The organism is Pseudomonas asiatica, from assembly GCF_040214835.1.
Classification (GTDB): domain Bacteria; phylum Pseudomonadota; class Gammaproteobacteria; order Pseudomonadales; family Pseudomonadaceae; genus Aquipseudomonas; species Aquipseudomonas putida_Z.
Window position 1 is genome coordinate 5250727 of the sequence record NZ_CP157874.1, and the last position, 17463, is coordinate 5268189.

Annotated in this window: 14 protein-coding genes, 2 tRNA genes and 1 pseudogene; 6 read left to right on the top strand and 11 right to left on the bottom strand. The window is 62.7% G+C overall.

Features of this window, described 5'->3' with window-relative positions:
* The first annotated feature begins 1 nt into the window (after position 1).
* Complete coding sequence (nadE, locus tag ABNP31_RS23485) at positions 2-829, top strand: ammonia-dependent NAD(+) synthetase (protein WP_013974414.1); 828 nt, start codon at positions 2-4, stop codon at positions 827-829.
* 111 nt (positions 830-940) lie between these two features.
* On the opposite strand, the gene azu is transcribed toward nadE, so the two are convergent.
* Positions 941-1390: an azurin gene (gene azu, locus ABNP31_RS23490; protein ID WP_015271990.1), complete on the bottom strand. Its 450-nt coding sequence runs from the start codon at positions 1388-1390 to the stop codon at positions 941-943.
* Positions 1391-1739: 349 nt separating this feature from the next.
* On the opposite strand from azu, the gene ABNP31_RS23495 reads away from it, so the two are divergent.
* Positions 1740-2327 (top strand): TIGR00730 family Rossman fold protein, encoded by a 588-nt coding sequence (locus ABNP31_RS23495; RefSeq protein ID WP_025340819.1) that lies wholly within the window; start codon positions 1740-1742, stop codon positions 2325-2327.
* A gap of 154 nt (positions 2328-2481) precedes the next feature.
* On the opposite strand, the gene ABNP31_RS23500 is transcribed toward ABNP31_RS23495, so the two are convergent.
* The 8 genes from ABNP31_RS23500 to rnr all read right to left on the bottom strand — a co-directional run bounded on the left by ABNP31_RS23500 (position 2482) and on the right by rnr (position 12085).
* Positions 2482-4782 carry a YgiQ family radical SAM protein gene (locus tag ABNP31_RS23500; protein ID WP_025340820.1) on the bottom strand — a complete coding sequence of 767 codons (2301 nt, stop codon included), beginning with the start codon at positions 4780-4782 and terminating at the stop codon, positions 2482-2484.
* 116 nt (positions 4783-4898) lie between these two features.
* Positions 4899-6296 carry a replicative DNA helicase gene (dnaB, locus tag ABNP31_RS23505; protein WP_009681285.1) on the bottom strand — a complete coding sequence of 466 codons (1398 nt, stop codon included), beginning with the start codon at positions 6294-6296 and terminating at the stop codon, positions 4899-4901.
* 113 nt (positions 6297-6409) lie between these two features.
* The gene (gene rplI / locus ABNP31_RS23510) at positions 6410-6856 is read right to left on the bottom strand and encodes a 50S ribosomal protein L9 (protein WP_003249568.1); all 447 of its coding nucleotides are present in this window, start codon (positions 6854-6856) and stop codon (positions 6410-6412) included.
* Between the two features lie 20 nt (positions 6857-6876).
* The gene (locus ABNP31_RS23515; RefSeq protein WP_350012819.1) at positions 6877-7740 is read right to left on the bottom strand and encodes a hypothetical protein; all 864 of its coding nucleotides are present in this window, start codon (positions 7738-7740) and stop codon (positions 6877-6879) included.
* Between the two features lie 33 nt (positions 7741-7773).
* A complete protein-coding gene (gene rpsR / locus ABNP31_RS23520) occupies positions 7774-8004 on the bottom strand; it encodes a 30S ribosomal protein S18 (protein WP_003249563.1) in 231 nt (76 codons plus the stop codon).
* Positions 8005-8032: 28 nt separating this feature from the next.
* Entirely contained in the window at positions 8033-8458 is a 426-nt protein-coding gene (rpsF, locus tag ABNP31_RS23525; RefSeq protein WP_013974420.1) for a 30S ribosomal protein S6, read from the bottom strand.
* Positions 8459-8765: 307 nt separating this feature from the next.
* Complete coding sequence (gene rlmB, locus ABNP31_RS23530) at positions 8766-9512, bottom strand: 23S rRNA (guanosine(2251)-2'-O)-methyltransferase RlmB (protein WP_003259007.1); 747 nt, start codon at positions 9510-9512, stop codon at positions 8766-8768.
* Positions 9509-12085, bottom strand: a complete 2577-nt coding sequence (gene rnr / locus ABNP31_RS23535; protein ID WP_025340822.1) for a ribonuclease R — start codon at positions 12083-12085, stop codon at positions 9509-9511. Before rnr ends, rlmB begins: the two co-directional genes overlap by 4 nt.
* 271 nt (positions 12086-12356) lie before the next feature.
* Between rnr and ABNP31_RS23540 the strand changes: the two genes are divergently transcribed.
* From ABNP31_RS23540 to ABNP31_RS23555, 4 genes are all read left to right on the top strand, one after another.
* Positions 12357-12443 (top strand) — tRNA-Leu (locus ABNP31_RS23540).
* Between the two features lie 88 nt (positions 12444-12531).
* A tRNA-Leu gene (locus ABNP31_RS23545) sits at positions 12532-12618 on the top strand.
* A 313-nt stretch (positions 12619-12931) separates the two neighbouring features.
* Positions 12932-13945 carry an extracellular solute-binding protein gene (locus tag ABNP31_RS23550; protein ID WP_085663544.1) on the top strand — a complete coding sequence of 338 codons (1014 nt, stop codon included), beginning with the start codon at positions 12932-12934 and terminating at the stop codon, positions 13943-13945.
* Positions 13945-15510, top strand: a complete 1566-nt coding sequence (locus ABNP31_RS23555; protein WP_013974423.1) for an ABC transporter permease — start codon at positions 13945-13947, stop codon at positions 15508-15510. The genes ABNP31_RS23550 and ABNP31_RS23555 overlap by 1 nt, the downstream gene beginning before the upstream one ends.
* Positions 15511-15686: 176 nt before the next feature.
* On the opposite strand, the gene ABNP31_RS26290 is transcribed toward ABNP31_RS23555, so the two are convergent.
* Entirely contained in the window at positions 15687-16571 is an 885-nt protein-coding gene (locus ABNP31_RS26290; protein WP_433916063.1) for a methyl-accepting chemotaxis protein, read from the bottom strand.
* A 21-nt stretch (positions 16572-16592) separates the two neighbouring features.
* Positions 16593-17285, bottom strand: a pseudogene (locus tag ABNP31_RS26295) (methyl-accepting chemotaxis protein); the annotation flags it as partial.
* Positions 17286-17463: the final 178 nt, after the last annotated feature.

Sequence of the window (17463 nt, forward strand, 5' to 3'; positions counted from 1 at the left end):
CATGCAAGCGGTTCAGCAAGAGATTGCCCAGGCGCTGAAGGTACAGCCGCCGTTCGCCGACGCCGCCGCGCTCGAGGCCGAAGTGGCCCGGCGCGTGGCGTTCATCAAGGATTGCCTGGCCAACGCCCGGCTCAAGACCCTGGTGCTGGGCATCAGCGGCGGCGTCGACTCGCTGACCGCCGCCCTGCTAGCCCAACGCGCCATCAACGAGCTGCGCGCCGAAACCGGCGACAAGGCCTACACCTTCATCGCCGTGCGCCTGCCTTACCAGGTCCAGCATGACGAGCATGACGCCCAGGCGTGCCTGGAAGTGATCAAGGCCGACGAAGTGCACACCGTGGATATCGCCCCGGCAGTACGGGCGCTGGCGGCTGAAGTGGTGGAGTTGAAGAACGGCTCGCCGACGCTGGTGGACTTCGTGGTCGGCAACGTCAAGGCGCGCACCCGCATGGTCGCCCAGTACACCATCGCCGGTGCCCGCGCGGGCCTGGTGATCGGTACCGACCACGCCGCCGAGGCGGTGATGGGGTTCTTTACCAAGTTCGGTGATGGTGCCTGCGACCTGGCGCCGCTGAGCGGGCTGGTGAAGAACCAGGTGCGGGCGATTGCGCGCAGCTTCGGTGCGCCGGAATCACTGGTGGAAAAGGTGCCGACTGCGGACCTGGAAGACCTGGCGCCGGGCAAGCCGGACGAAGCCTCCCATGGCGTGACCTACCAGCAGATCGATGCCTTCCTGCATGGGCAGCCGGTTGACCAGGAAGCGTTCGACATTATCGTCGCCACCTACCGCAAGACCCAGCACAAGCGCGAACTGCCGTTCGCCCCTTGATCAGGCTATAGACGGACCTGTGGGAGCGGGTTCACCCGCGAATGCCATGGTGAAGCCACCGACGCATTCGCGGGTGAACCCGCTCCCACAGGATTCACCGTCAGCCTTTGATTACTTGACGACGACCTTGCCCTTCATCATCGAGATGTGGCCCGGGAAGGTGCAGAAGAAGCTGTAGTCGCCACCGGCTTCCAGCTTGGTAGCGTCGAACTTCACCTCGGTCTCCTTCTCAGGAGCACCAATCATCTTGGTGTGGGCGATGATCGCGGCGTTGTCAGCTTTGATGTAGTCCTTTTCCAGACCCTGGCTCATGCCTTCGGTGGCAATGCCCTGCATGTCGGCAGTCTTGCTGATCACCAGGTTGTGGCCCATGACGTTCTTCGGCAGGTTGCCGGAGTGGGTCAGTTTGACGGTGAATTCCTTGCAGCTCTTGTCGACGGTGATTTCCTTGGTGTTGTAGGACATCTGGTCGGTGGAGTCGACAGTCACCGAGCACTCGGCTGCGAAGACAGAAGCGCTGGCGAGGGTCAGCAGGGATACCGCTACAGCTTTCGCAAACATCATGAATCTCCTTGGCAGGGTTTTATCAATTGCGAGACTGCCTGAAACCGTTCAGCCCCTTGCTGATATGGGTCAAGGGGCTGTCAAGAGGCCAGCCAGTAGAATTGTTCAATGGATTGTATACAACCAATTCAAGGGCACATCATGCCCTTTTATTGGACGATGGGACAACCTCTCATTTAGGAGCAATACGAAATGACCCTTGGAAGCCTGATGAACAGCCTGCTGGCGGCCTACGCCCATGGAGCGACCGGCGCCATCTGCGAATTCTCCCGACCGGAGTGAAAGCAGCCTTGGAACTGTAGGACATGGGCCTTACCCTGTCAGCCTGAGTGACTGGAGATGAGCAATGCCCGTACGTTCCGTTTGTGTGTTCTGCGGCGCCAGCATTGGTGCCAACCCTGCCTATCGTGAAGCGGCCATCGCTCTGGGCCAGGCGATTGCCCGTCGCGGCCTGACCCTGGTCTATGGCGGTGGCGCGGTCGGCCTGATGGGCACCGTCGCCGACGCGGCCATGGCGGCCGGTGGCGAAGTGATCGGGATCATCCCCCAGAGCCTGATGAATGCCGAAATCGGCCACAAGGGCCTCAGCCGCCTGGAAGTGGTCGACGGCATGCACGCGCGCAAGGCACGCATGGCCGAGCTGAGCGATGCCTTCATCGCCCTGCCCGGTGGGCTGGGTACGCTGGAGGAGTTGTTCGAGGTATGGACCTGGGGCCAATTGGGCTATCACGCCAAGCCGCTGGGGCTGCTGGATGTGAACGGCTTCTACGAGAAGCTGGGCGGGTTCCTCGACCATATCGTCGAAGAAGGCTTCGTGCGGCCGCAGCATCGGGCGATGTTGCTGCTGGGGCAGCAGCCTGATGAGCTGCTGGACGGGATGGACAGCTTTGTTGCGCCGGTGGCGCCAAAGTGGGTCGACAAGAAGCCTGACTGAAGCTGAGATTTTTGGGACCGCTTTGCGGTCCATCGCGACACAAGGCCGCTCCTACACCGACCGTGAGCCCCCCGGAATTGTCGGGTTTGCACGGTCATTGTAGGAGCGGCCTTGTGTCGCGATGGGCTGCAAAGCAGCCCCAAGAATCGCCCAGTTAACGCGGGATCACTGGCTGACGCGGCTTCTTGTTGCCTTTGCCACCCTTGGCCGCTTCCTTGCGCTCCTTGGCCGCCTGCTGGTTACGCGCAAACGCTTCGGCCTTGGCTTTTTCACGCTTGTCCCACGGCTTGCTGCCATCACTGCCACGCGGCGGCAGGCCGGTGTGCTGGGTAAGAACCTTCTGCTCCTTGCCCACCTTGTGGCTACCCGCCGGGGTCGAGTTCTTGCGGCGAGCACTCTGGTAGGTATCGGTCTGCGGCTGGTGCAGCGGGATCAGCTGGTGCTTGCCCGGCCCGATAAGGTCGGCACGGCCCATGCGCTGCAACGCCTCACGCAGCATCGGCCAGCCCTTCGGGTCGTGGTAACGCAAGAACGCCTTGTGCAGGCGGCGCTGCTCCTCGCTCTTGACGATATCCACACCTTCGCTCTTGTAGGTCACCTTGCGCAGCGGGTTCTTGCCCGAGTGGTACATGGCCGTGGCCGAGGCCATCGGCGACGGGTAGAACGCCTGCACCTGGTCGGCACGGAAGCCGTTGCCCTTCAGCCACAGGGCCAGGTTCATCATGTCTTCGTCGGTGGTGCCCGGGTGCGCGGCGATGAAGTACGGGATCAGGTACTGCTCCTTGCCCGCCTCTTTCGAGAACTTCTCGAACATGCGCTTGAAGCGGTCATAGGTGCCGATGCCCGGCTTCATCATCTTGTCCAGCGGGCCACGCTCGGTGTGCTCCGGGGCAATCTTCAGGTAACCGCCGACATGGTGGGTGACCAGTTCCTTGACGTACTCCGGCGACTCCACCGCCAAGTCATAACGCAGGCCAGAGGCAATCAGGATCTTCTTCACACCCGGCAGGGCACGAGCCTTGCGGTACAACTCGATCAGCGAGCTGTGGTCGGTGTTGAGGTTTTCGCAGATGCCCGGGAACACGCACGACGGCTTGCGGCAGTGCTTCTCGATGTCATGGCTCTTGCAGGCGATGCGGTACATGTTGGCAGTCGGGCCGCCAAGGTCGGAGACCACGCCGGTGAAGCCCGGCACCTTGTCACGCATCTCTTCGATTTCGTGCAGGATCGACTCGTGCGAGCGGTTCTGGATGATGCGGCCTTCGTGCTCGGTGATCGAGCAGAAGGTGCAGCCACCAAAGCAGCCACGCATGATGTTCACCGAGAAGCGGATCATCTCGTAGGCCGGGATGCGCTCCTTGCCGTAGGCCGGGTGCGGCACACGGGCATAGGGCATGCCGAACACGTAGTCCATTTCCTCGGTGCTCATGGGGATGGGTGGCGGGTTGAACCACACATCCACTTCGCCATGCTTCTGCACCAGGGCGCGGGCGTTGCCCGGGTTGGTCTCCAGGTGCAGCACCCGGTTGGCATGGGCATAGAGTACCGGGTCGTTACGCACCTTCTCGAACGACGGCAGGCGGATCACCGACTTTTCCCGGGTCATGCTCGGGCTGTCGAGAATCTGCACGACCTTGGCTTCGTTCGGGTCCTCCTGGTCGCCCTTGGCCTGCTCGATGGCACAGGCCTGGGTGTCCTGGGTATTCACGTACGGGTTGATGATCTTGTCGACGCGGCCCGGGCGGTCGATGCGGGTCGAATCGATCTCGTACCAGCCCTGAGGCGTGTCACGACGCACGAAAGCAGTGCCGCGCACATCGGTGATGGTTTCGATCTTCTCGCCGTTGGACAGGCGCTGGGCCACCTCGACCACCGCGCGCTCGGCGTTGCCGAACAGCAGGATGTCGGCGCTGGCGTCGATCAGGATCGAGTGGCGGACCTTGTCCTGCCAGTAGTCGTAGTGGGCGATGCGGCGCAGCGAGGCCTCGATGCCGCCAAGCACGATCGGCACATGCTTGTAGGCTTCCTTGCAGCGCTGGCTGTACACCAGGCTGGCGCGGTCCGGACGGCTGCCGGCCAGGCCACCAGGGGTGTAGGCGTCGTCGGAACGGATCTTCTTGTCCGCGGTGTAGCGGTTGATCATAGAGTCCATGTTGCCCGCGGCCACGCCGAAGAACAGGTTCGGCTCGCCGAGCTTCATGAAGTCGTCTTTCGACTGCCAGTTCGGCTGGGCGATGATGCCCACGCGGAAGCCCTGGGCCTCCAGCAGGCGGCCGATGATGGCCATGCCGAACGACGGGTGGTCGACGTAAGCATCACCGGTCACGATGATGATGTCGCAGGAATCCCAGCCGAGCAGATCCATCTCCTCCCTGCTCATCGGCAGGAAAGGTGCTGGCCCGAAACATTCGGCCCAGTACTTGGGATAGTCGTAGAGTGGTTTGGCTGCTTGCATGTCAGTGACCGGTTCTGGTGTGCAGGGAAATCGCGGGCGCGGAATATAGCACAAATTTTGACCAAATCCGACGATGGTTGTCGGATTCATGGCTTGCCGGCGATGAGGCCGGTGGCTTATTCGTCGTCGTCGAAGTTGTACATGCCCGGCGCAAGGTTCTCGAAGCGGGTGTACTTGCCGATGAACGCCAGGCGCACGAAGCCGATGGGGCCGTTACGCTGTTTACCGATGATGATTTCCGCCACGCCCTTGTGCTCGGTCTCGGGGTGGTACACCTCGTCGCGGTACACGAACATGATCACGTCGGCGTCCTGCTCGATCGCACCGGATTCACGCAAGTCGGAGTTCACCGGGCGTTTGTTCGGGCGCTGCTCCAGGGAGCGGTTCAGCTGCGACAGGGCGATGACCGGGCAGTTGAATTCCTTGGCCAGGGCCTTGAGCGAGCGGGAGATCTCGGAAATTTCGTTGGTCCGGTTGTCGCCGGCCGAACCCGGGATCTGCATCAGCTGCAGGTAGTCGACCATGATCATGGCGATTTCGCCATGCTCACGGGCCAGGCGGCGGGTACGGGCGCGCATTTCCGAGGGGCTGATGCCGGCGGTATCGTCGATGAACAGCTTGCGGTCGTTGAGCAGATTCACCGCCGAGGTCAGGCGCGGCCAGTCGTCGTCGTCCAGCTGGCCGGAACGCACCTTGGTCTGGTCGATACGGCCCAGGGACGAGAGCATACGCATGATCAGCGATTCACCTGGCATCTCGAGGGAGAACACCAGCACCGCCTTGTCGGTACGCAGTACGGCGTTTTCCACCAGGTTCATGGCGAAGGTGGTCTTACCCATCGACGGACGGCCAGCGACGATGATCAGGTCGGCAGCCTGCAGGCCACTGGTCTTCTCGTCGAGGTCGGTAAAGCCGGTGGACACACCGGTGATGTCACTGTCGGAGTTGAACAGCGTGTCGATACGGTCGATGGCCATGGTCAACAGTTCGTTGACCCCCACCGGGCCGCCGGTTTTCGGGCGGGCCTCGGCGATCTGGAAGATCTGCCGCTCGGCGTCGTCGAGAATCTCTTCGGCGTTGCGCCCTTGCGGGTTGAACGCGTTGTCGGCGATATCGGTACTGATGCTGATCAGCTGGCGCAGGGTGGCGCGCTCGCGAATGATCGCGGCGTAGGCCTTGATGTTGGCTACCGACGGGGTGTTCTTGGCCAGCTCGGCCAGGTACGCCAACCCACCGACTTGCGAAGAAAGGCCTTCCTTGTCCAACTGCTCGTGCAGGGTCACCACGTCGAATGGCTGGTTGGCGTCGGCCAACTTGTGCACGGCACGGAAGATCAGGCGGTGGTCATGCCGGTAGAAGTCGCCATCCGATACCTGGTCCAGCACCCGCTCCCAGGCATTGTTGTCCAGCATCAGGCCACCGAGCACGGCCTGTTCGGCCTCGATGGAATGCGGCGGCACCTTCAGGGCTGCGGTTTGCAGGTCTAGCTGTTCGGAGGTGGTGATCTCGTTCATGGCCACGAAAGAATTCTGGAGGATGAAAAAGACAAAGGGCACGGCCTGTCGAAAACAGGACCGTGCCCGATGTTAACCGCCTGACCCACAAGGAGCCAGCCAGTCAGCGCAGCTTAGGCAGCTACGACGACCACGCGTACGGTGGCTTCAACATCGCTGTGCAGGTGCACGGCTACGTCGTATTCGCCAACCTGACGGATGGTGCCGTTCGGCAGACGAACTTCAGCCTTGGCCACTTCAACGCCGGAGGCGGTCAGGGCGTCAGCGATGTCGTGGGTGCCGATCGAACCGAACAGCTTGCCTTCGTCGCCAGCGGTGGCAGTGATGGTCACTTCCAGCTCGGCCAGTTGGGCAGCGCGGCTTTCAGCCGAAGCTTTCTTGTCAGCAGCTGCTTTTTCCAGCTCGGCGCGACGCTCTTCGAACGCAGCCAGGTTGGCGGCGTTGGCAACGGTGGCCTTGCCGAATGGCAGCAGGAAGTTACGGCCGTAACCAGCCTTAACTTTTACTTTGTCGCCCAGGTTGCCCAGGTTAGCGACTTTTTCCAGCAGGATCAGTTCCATTTGGTAAAACCTCTTAACTTTTAACCTTCACCGTTCGCGGAGTCATTCCCCTTGGGGGACTTGCGACCGCGAAAATCAATCAGGCTGTCGACAACGGCCAAAACCACCAGCAACGGATAAATCAGCTGCATGATCAGCGGCAACGTCACGTACATGCCCACCAGCCAGAAACCGGCCAGTCGCCCCTGCGCCACCAGCCCGTGCATCAAGGCGATGCCGGCCAGCACCAGTACCAGGCTCGAGGCCGATGCCAGGACGATGAACTGCGGCCCGATGAACGGGGCCACCACCATCACTGCCACCAAGACCGCCATGGTCTGTTTCGGCAACTTCAGGGCGCGAAACTCGCGACCGAAGCCTCCAGGGTTGTACAACGCTGCCTGCCAGTAGCGCGCCAGCACCAGGGCCAGCACACTGAACAATTGCACCGTCACTGCTGTGGAAGCGACCAGCACAGGGCGGATCAGCTCACCGGAGAGCACCGGTTGCCCCTCGATTTTCGGCATGGCTTCGGCAAACGCCTTGGCCAGCACATCGAAGGTTTGCGCCAGCGCCAGATCGAGCACGAGGCTGAAAGCCACGGCGAACACGGCACTGACCAGCAACACCCGGCTCCAGGGATGCTCGGCGCGCAACAGCGCAGCCAGGCCCAGGGCACCCGCGATCACCAGAAAGGTGATGGGATCGCCCATGACCCACACGGCCAGCCCGGCCAGCAGGCCGCCGGCGATGACCGTTGTAGCATCCTTGAACCCACGCCGCAGCAGCACAAGGCTGCCGGCAGCGGCACTCAACCAGAACAGCAGCGGCAGTACCGCGCTGATGACCACCACCAGGGTGGCCTGCACACGACCGCGCATGATGAAACTTGCTAACGCTCGCATGCTAATCCCTTACTGCTTGTCGACGACCCGGTCTCAGCGGCCGTGGCTGTCGGTGTAGGGCAGCAGGGCCAGGAAGCGGGCGCGCTTGATAGCGGTAGCCAGCTGACGCTGATAACGAGCTTTGGTACCGGTGATACGGCTTGGAACGATCTTGCCGGTTTCGGATACGTAAGCTTTCAGGGTGTTGAGATCTTTGAAGTCGATCTCTTTCACGTCTTCAGCAGTGAAGCGGCAGAATTTACGACGACGGAAGAAACGTGCCATTTAATAGGCTCCTCTAAAGGTCCGTGGATTACTCGTCAGCGTTATCGCTGGAGTCGCTGTCATTGCTGTCGTCGCCGTCGGCGGATTCAGCATGCTCAGGACGCTCACGACGCTCACGGCGCTCGCTGCGGTTTTCTTCAGCCTTCAGCATCTCGGACTGGCCGGTAACGGCTTCGTCGCGACGGATGACCAGGTTACGGATAACGGCATCGTTGTAGCGGAAGTTGTCTTCCAGCTCGGCCAGGGCCTTGCCGGTGCACTCAACGTTCAGCATCACGTAGTGAGCCTTGTGAACATTGTTGATTGCGTAGGCCAGTTGACGACGGCCCCAGTCTTCCAGGCGGTGGATCTTGCCACCATCTTCTTCGATCAGCTTGGTGTAACGCTCAACCATGCCGCCGACTTGCTCGCTCTGGTCCGGGTGAACCAGGAAGATGATTTCGTAATGACGCATGAATGCTCCTTACGGGTTAGTAGTCTGCCAGCGAATCTGGTCAGACAAGGAGTGAATGACACTGTATGTCTTGCACGGAGGGGAGGCACATGCGCGCCTGCCAGCTCGGCAAGGGGCGCAATTGTAGAGAAGGCGAGGCGTACAAGCAAGGTGATTGGTGAATATTTGAACAGCCTGAAAAATATTCAGAATGTGTCAGGCCCGATTCGCGGGCACGCCCGCTCCCACAGATCAACTGCTGCCTTTGGCATTGCAGATTACCTGTGGGAGCGGGCGCGCCCGCGAAGAGGCCGGCGCAGGTTATAGATCAGCGCTTGGCCTGACGCTGACGCACAGCCTCGAACAGGCACACGCCAGTCGCCACCGACACGTTCAGGCTACTGACACTACCGCCCATCGGCAACTTCACCAGGAAATCGCAATGCTCGCGGGTCAGCCGGCGCATGCCCTTGCCTTCCGCGCCCATGATCATCACCAGCGGCCCGGTCAGGTCCTGCTGGTAGATTTCCTGTTCGGCCTCGCCGGCGGTACCTACCACCCACAGGCCACGCTGCTGCAGTTTTTCCAGGGTGCGCGCCAGGTTGGTCACGGCCACCAGCGGGATCACCTCCGCAGCGCCACAGGCCACCTTGCGCACGACCGGCGTCAGGGTTGCGGACTTGTCCTTGGGCACCACCACTGCCGTGGCACCGGCGGCATCGGCGGTACGCAGGCAGGCGCCAAGGTTGTGCGGGTCGGTCACGCCATCCAGCACCAGGATCAGCGGGGGTGTTTCGGTGCGTTCGAGCAATTCCTCGAGCATCAACTCGCCCCAGACCTGGCTCGGGCTCACCTCGGCGACCACACCCTGATGCACGCCCTCTACCCAGGCATCCATCTCACGGCGCTCGGCCTGGCCGACCGCCACGCGATTTTCCGCGGCCAGCGCCAGCAGCGCCTGCAGGCGCGGCTCGCTGCGCCCTTCCGACAGCCAGATCTGCTTGACCCGCTTCGGATGGTGCTGCAGCAATGCCTGCACGGCGTGCACGCCGTAGATCTTTTCCAGCTGACTCATGACTTGCTCTTGCTCTTGCGTGGCGCGCCGGACTTCGACGGGCCTTTACGGTGCTTGGTCGGCTTGCCGGAGGCCTTGCCACCCTTGTCCGACTTGCTGCTGGCATGGCCGCCACTGCGCGCCTCGCTCATCAGCGCCTTCTTCATTTCGCGGCTCTTGCGTACTTCGGCGTTACGCTGCACAGCGTCTTTCGGGAAGTACGCCTCGGCGGTCTCGCTCTTGCGGCTGCGCGGCTTCGGCGTGGCCTTGGCCTCGACCGGGGCCTGCTCGGCCTGGCCGGCAGCCGGTGCGGCACCACGCTGCTTGCGGCCGATCGGGGCGGCGAGGGTCTTTTCCGACACTTCGAAGTCGATCTTGCGCTCGTCGAGGTCGACGCGCATGACCTTGACCTCGATCGTGTCGCCCAGGCGGAAGCTGCGCCCGGTACGCTCGCCAGACAGGCGGTGGTGCACCGGGTCGAAGTGGTAGTAGTCGCCCGGCAGCGCACTGACGTGCACCAGGCCTTCCACATAGATATCGGTCAGCTCGACGAACAGGCCGAAACCGGTCACCGCGGTGATCACACCCGGGAAGGTCTCGCCCACGCGGTCCTTCATGAACTCGCACTTGAGCCAGTTGACCACGTCACGGGTAGCTTCATCGGCCCGGCGCTCGGTCATCGAGCACTGCTCGCCGAGCTGCTCGAGGGTGTTCTCGTCGTACGGGTAGATGCGCGCCTTGGGGATGCTCATGGCGCCGGCACGCTTGACGTGCGGGGTTTCGACCCTGGAACGGATGATGCTGCGGATGGCGCGGTGCACCAGCAGGTCCGGATAGCGACGGATCGGCGAGGTGAAGTGGGTGTACGCCTCGTAGTTCAGGCCGAAGTGGCCGTTGTTGTCGGTGCTGTACACCGCCTGGCTCAACGAACGCAGCATCACGGTCTGGATCAGGTGGAAGTCCGGGCGCCCGGCGATGCTCGCCAGCAGTGCCTGGTAATCCTTCGGCGACGGGTCCTTGCCCTTGTGCAGGGTCAGGCCCAGTTCGCCCAGGAAGGCGCGCAGCTTTTCCAGACGCTCTGGCGGCGGGCCGTCGTGCACGCGGTACAGGGCCGGCACGCCATGCTTCTGCAGGAACTCGGCGGTGGCCACGTTGGCCGCCAGCATGCATTCCTCGATCAGCTTGTGGGCGTCGTTGCGCACGGTCGGGCGGATTTCCGCGATCTTGCGCTCGTCACCGAAGATGATGCGGGTTTCCTGGGTCTCGAAGTCGATCGCGCCACGGGTGTGACGGGCCTCCACCAGCACCTTGTACAGGTTGTACAGGTTCTTCAGGTCCGGCACGACTGCCTTGTACTCCTCGCGCAGCGCCTTGCCCTCACGGGTGCGGGAGTGCTCGAGCATGCTGCTGACCTTGTTGTAGGTCAGGCGGGCGTGGGAGTGGATGACGCCTTCGTAGAACTGGTAGTCGACCATCTGGCCGGCTTTGTTCATGGTCATTTCACAGACCATGGCCAGGCGATCGACATGCGGGTTCAGCGAGCACAGGCCGTTGGACAGCTCTTCAGGGAGCATCGGCACCACGCGCTCGGGGAAGTACACCGAGTTGCCGCGCTGCTGGGCCTCGACGTCCAGGGCCGAGCCCAGGCGCACGTAGCTGGACACGTCGGCAATGGCCACATACAGGCGCCAGCCGCCGGAGAACAGGCGCAGCTTGCCCAGCGGCTCGCAATAGACGGCGTCGTCGAAGTCACGGGCGTCCTCGCCGTCGATGGTGACGAACGGCAGGTGGCGCAGGTCGACGCGCTTCTCCTTGTCCTTCTCTTCGACTTCGGAGCGGAACTTGCGCGCTTCCTTGATCACGTCCTTGGGCCAGACGTGCGGGATATCGTAGCTGCGCAGGGCAACGTCGATTTCCATGCCCGGCGCCATGTAGTTGCCGATGACCTCGACCACATCGCCTTGCGGCTGGAAGCGCGGGGTCGGCCAGTGGGTGATCTTGATCTCGACGAACTGGCCGATCTTGGCACCGCCGTTGCGCCCGGCAGTGACCAGCACTTCCTGCTGGATCTTCGGGTTGTCCGGGGTCACGTAGCCGATACCGCCTTCTTCGAAGTAACGGCCGACCACGCTTTCGTGGGCACGGGAGATGATTTCGACCAGCACGCCTTCACGGCGGCCACGGCGGTCGACGCCAGATACGCGGGCCAGGCCGCGGTCACCGTCGAACACCAGGCGCATCTGCGACGGGCTGAGGAACAGATCTTCGCTGCCGTCGTCCGGAATAAGGAAGCCGAAGCCGTCGCGGTGACCAGAGACGCGGCCGCAGATCAGGTCCAGCTTGTCTACCGGGGCATAAGTGCCGCGCCGGGTATAGATAAGCTGGCCATCGCGCTCCATTGCACGCAGTCGGCGGCGCAGGGCTTCGATCTGGTCTTCGTCGTAAAGACCGAACTCGGCCGCCAGCTCCTCGCGTGCGGCCGGTTCGCCACGGTCGGCGAGGCGCTGCAGGATCAGCTCACGGCTGGGAATGGGGTTGTCGTATTTTTCCGCTTCGCGAGCGGCCTCGGGATCGAGGGATTGCCAATCGGCCATCAGAAGGGGTTCACCTTGGGGTATATAGATATGAATTCTGGCATAGGCGTATTGAAACCGGAAATGTCAGCCTTGGACAGCCCCACCGGCGCCTCCGGCGAGCAGGAATAGGCCTGCGGAATCAACAAGTTGAATTTTTTGAAATTTTTTTCGCTTGGGGGGTTTACAGCCCCCCGGACCGTCCGTATAGTGCGCACCACAACGACGGACAACCCCGAAGTTGTAGTAGAGATGAGCGGCGCTGTAAAGCATCAAGTAATCTCGAATGTGTGCCCAGGTGGCGGAATTGGTAGACGCGCTGGTTTCAGGTATCAGTGGCTTAACGGCCGTGGAAGTTCGAGTCTTCTCCTGGGCACCAAATATTTTCAAGTAACAGATGACCAAGGATCTGTTACTACTGTGTGAAAGCGAACGATAGTCGCCTTCTCCAGATGATGTAAAGCTTTGCCCAGGTGGCGGAATTGGTAGACGCGCTGGTTTCAGGTATCAGTGACTTAACGGTCGTGGAAGTTCGAGTCTTCTCCTGGGCACCATACAAAAACCCACTAGCTTGCTAGTGGGTTTTTTCTTGCCTGCGATTTTTGTATCCCTCCTCTTTCGATCATAGGTGCAAACCTGCACCGGCCTCTTCGCTGCTAAAGCCGCTCCCACAGGTATTTCCCCCCCTCAAGACCTGTGATTTCCCTGTGGGAGCGGGTTTACCCGCGAAGAGGCCAGCACAGCCAACACACCTTCAGCCTCTTGCACCATGGTCTGACCATGAATTTCTCGTCACCCGGCCACTTGAGAAACGATTTCGTTTACCATTGTTTCCAAATATGTAGCCGTAAGCGAGGAAGTACCCGCATGACGATCCGCCCGCAACCGCTGATGCGTACCTTGGCCGCCGCCGTGCTGAGCCTGGTCATCGGCGCTCCGGCCGCCATGGCAGACGCACCGGTCACCCTGACCATGTACAACGGTCAGCACAAGGAAATCGGCGAGGCCATCGCCAAGGCCTACGAGGCCAAGACCGGCATCCACATCGATATCCGCAAGGGCAGCAGCAACCAGCTGGCCAGCCAGATCATCGAGGAAGGCGAGCGCTCGCCGGCCGACATCATCTATACCGAAGAGTCCCCTCCCCTGAACAACCTGGGCGAACTGGGCCTGTTGGCGAAGATCGACGACGCCACCGCGAACATGATGCCCAAGGAGTACGTTGGCGCCAACGGCACCTGGATGGGCATTACCGCCCGTACGCGCATCGTCGTGTTCAACCCGAAGAAGGTCGACGAGAAAGACCTGCCGACCACAGTGATGGACTTTGCCAACCCTGAGTGGGAAGGCCGTGTCGGCTATGTGCCCACCAGCGGCGCCTTCCAGGAACAGGCCGTGGCCATCCTGAAAATGCACGGGCGAGAAGCCACCGAAGAATGGCTGACCGGCCTGAAGGCATTCGGCAAGACCTACACCAACAACATGGTCGCCCTCAAAGCCGTGGAAAAAGGCGAAGTGGCTGCGGTACTGGTGAACAACTATTACTGGTATGCGCTGGAGCGCGAGCGCGGCAAGCTGGACACCAAGCTCTACTACCTGGCCGATGGCGATGCCGGCAACCTGGTCACCATTTCCGGTGCAGCCGTGGTCAAGGCCAGCAAACACCCGAAAGAAGCCCAGGCCCTGCTCAACTGGATGGCCAGCGAAGAAGGCCAGCGCGTGATCACCCAGACCACCGCCGAGTACCCGCTGCACAAAGGCATGGTCTCCGACCGTGGCCTGAAACCGTTCGAAGACCTGCGCCCACCGAAGATCTCACCAGCCGACCTGGGCAATGCCGAGGAAGCGATCGAGCTTGAGCGCGAGGTCGGCCTGCTCTGATGACTGCCGCCCTGTCCGAGCCGGTGCCGGTACGCTTCGTACCGCGCCGCAAGCGCCCCTCCGTCTGGGTAGTGCTGCCTGTGCTGTTCCTGGTAGCGATGAGCTTGCTGCCTTTGCTGTACGTTGCCATGAAAGCCTGGGAGGCCGGCTGGCGCGAAGCCTTGCACCTGCTGTGGCGGCCGTTTGTCTGGGGGCTGATGCGCAACACCCTGATGCTGATGGTCGGGGTGACGCTGACCTGCATGGTGGTCGGCCTGGCCCTGGCCTGGCTGCTTGAGCGCAGCAACCTGGCCGGCCGTCGGCTGTGGGGCGTGGTGCTGTGCCTGCCGTTCGCCGTGCCGTCGTTCGTCAGCAGCTTCACCTGGGTGTCGCTGAGCTCGGACTTCGAAGGGCTGGGCGGGGCGATCATGGTCATGGCCCTGTCCAAGTACCCACTGGTGTTCCTGCCGGTGGCCGCGACCCTGCGCAACCTCGATACCTCGCTGGAGGAATCGGCACGTACGCTGGGTTGCAGCCGCTGGGGCGTATTCATCAAGGTCACCCTGCCGCTGCTGTGGCCATCGATGCTGGGCGGCGCACTGCTGATCGCCCTGCACATGCTGGTGGAGTTCGGCGCCTTGTCGATCCTCGGCTTGCAAACCTTCACCACGGCGATTTACCAGCAGTTCGAACTGGAGTTCAGCAATGCCAACGCGGCCATGCTGTCCGCCGTACTGTTGGCGATGTGCCTGGTGATGCTGTGGCTTGAACTGCGGGTACGCGGCAAAGCCCGTCATGTGCGCATCGGCCAGGGTGTAGCGCGGCGAGCACAACCGGTGCGGCTGCGTGGCTGGGCAGTGCTGGCGCAACTGTTCTGCGTGGGCCTGGCGGTGTTGGGCAGCGGTATTCCGCTGGCCATGCTCGGCTACTGGTTGAGCGTGGGTTCATCGGCGGCATTCCCTGTGGCAGCCATTTCCAAGGCGCTGTTCACCTCGTTGTCGGTGTCGCTGGGGGGGGCCGGTTTCTGCGTGTTGCTAGCCCTGCCAATCAGCTTCCTGGTGGTGCGCTACAAGGGCCGCCTGGCAATCTGGGCCGAGCGCCTGCCATACCTGTTGCACGCCCTGCCCGGCCTGGTGATTGCCCTGACCCTGGTGTTCTTCGCCCTGCATTACGTGCCGGCGCTGTACCAGACCACGGCACTGTTGCTGCTGGCCTATGCGCTGCTGTTCCTGCCGCTGGCGCAGTCGCCGGTGCGCACCGCACTGAACAAGGCTTCACCTACCCTGGAGGAAGCGGCACGGACCTTGGGCGCGAGCAGCTTTGCCGCGTTCTGCCGGGTGACCCTGCCGATCATCTTCCCGGCCATGGCGGCAGCCTTTGCCCTGGTGTTCCTGGATGCCATGAAGGAACTGACAGCTACCTTGCTGCTCAGCCCGACCGGCATGACCACCCTGGCCACCGAGGTGTGGGCGCACACGGCCAACGTCGAGTTCGCGGCGGCAGCGCCTTATGCGGCGTTGTTGATTGTGGTTTCGGGGTTGCCAGTGTATCTGCTGACTACGCGGATGTATCTGAACAAGGCGTAACCTTCTTCGCGGGCTTGCCCGCTCCCACAGATACCGCGCAGCCCTGCTGCCCACAGAGGCAAGGGCTCTGTGTCGCGATCGATGTGGGAGCGGGCATGCCCGCGAACACCGGCGAAGCCGGTGCCATCCACCGTGTCGCCTGCTTCGCGGGCACGCCCGCTCCCACAATGATCGGGTCAGGCTCTGAATTGGCCCAGGCTGGCACGCAGCTGTGCCGCCAGGTCATCCAGCACCTTGCTGCTGGCGGTGGTCTGTATCACCACCTCGGCCGAGCGTTCGGCCTGGGCGTGTATGGTTTCCACCCGTCCACGCACTGCCTGCGCCCCGCTCGCCTGCTGCTCGGCCGCCCGGGTGGCCAGGCCGATGGCCGCGTGCACCTGCTCCACCGCTGCCTGCACCGACTGCTGGCGGCGCTCGTTGTCGCGCAGCACCAGCAGCCCTTCGCTGGCCTTGAGCCCGGCCTGGCTGATGGTGGCCACGGCCTCCTTGGCCCCCTTCTGCAGCGCGGCGATATGCGCCTGGATATCTCCCGTGGAACTTTGCGTCTTGCTCGCCAACGCCCGCACCTCATCGGCCACCACGGCAAACCCGCGCCCGGTTTCGCCAGCACGGGCGGCTTCGATGGCCGCGTTCAAGGCCAGCAGGTTGGTCTGTTCGGCGATGCCGTGGATAACCGTCAGCACCACTTCGATCTGCTCGCTCTGCTTGGCCAGGCGCTCGATCACCTGGGAGCCGGCCTCCACCTGCCCAGCCAGGTTCTCGATCAGACCGGCTAGCTGGGTCGATGTGCGGCTGTTCTCGTCAGTTGCCTGGCGAATATCCACCACCTGCTGCAGGGCTGCCTGCATCGCGTGGCTTTCAGCCTGGGCCTCGTCGGCCATGCTCGACAGGTCGCGCAGGCTGGCCGCCACTTCGTCGCGTTGCAGTGCAGCGGCAGCATCGGCGCCGGCATTGCGCTGGGCCATCGCGCCAATCTCAACGCCGGTGCGCTGCGCCACCTCGCCCGCCTCGCGCACGATGGGTTGCAGCTTGTCGACAAAGCGGTTCACCGCCGAAGCCATGTCGCCAATTTCGTCGCGGCTGTCGAGGGGCACACGCTTGGTCAGGTCGCCTTCGCCAGCCGCCAGGTCATCGAGGGCGGCAATCAGCAGGCGCAGCTTGCTCAGCACCCGGCGGCCAAGCACCACGGCCACCACCACCAGCACACCCAGGCCGACCAGCATCAGGCCCAGGCCGATGCGCCAGCGCAGTTCGGCGGCAGCATCACGCACGGTCTGTGCGGTATTGGCCTGCATCGCGGCTGCGCTGCCCTGCGCCTTTTCCAGGCGCTCGCGCAAGGTCTTGCCACTGTCGGCTGCAGCACCGACCAGGCTGTCGCCGACCAGTTGCTCGCCGCTGGCGATCAGGGCGGCGAAGCGCTGGTCGAGGGCCTTGAGCTCCTGGTCGATGCCAGCGGTGGAAACGCCCATCACCACCTTGCCGATTTCTGCACCATTGGGGTTGATCGAGGCCTCGACGAAGTACACCGCCGGGTCGCGCCGGGCCGCGTCGATCACCTTGTCCAGCGCACGCTCGCCCTGGCCTTTGTCCATCAATGCCTGGTTGATCGGGTTTTGCCGGTTCAGGTAGCGAGTCAGGTGCTGGCCCTGGGCGTCGTCGTAGACCACGAACAGCACGTTAGGGTTGCGCTGCGCACGCCGAGCGAAGTCGGAGAGCACCGGCACGTCGTTGTCCCATATCGCCCGCGGTGCGACCGACGCCAGCAGCTCGGCCATATCGTTGGCGGAGTCCTTGAGGTTCTTTTCCAACGTGCTGCGCAGCTGCTGCTGCTCGCTTTGCAGGCGCGCCGACAAACCTGCGCTAAGGCGCTGGCGGGTGCTGCTGGAGAGGCCGTCGAGGCCTGAGCGCACGTCTTGCCCGGCTTGCTCCAGCTCACTGGCGAGCTGGCGGCTG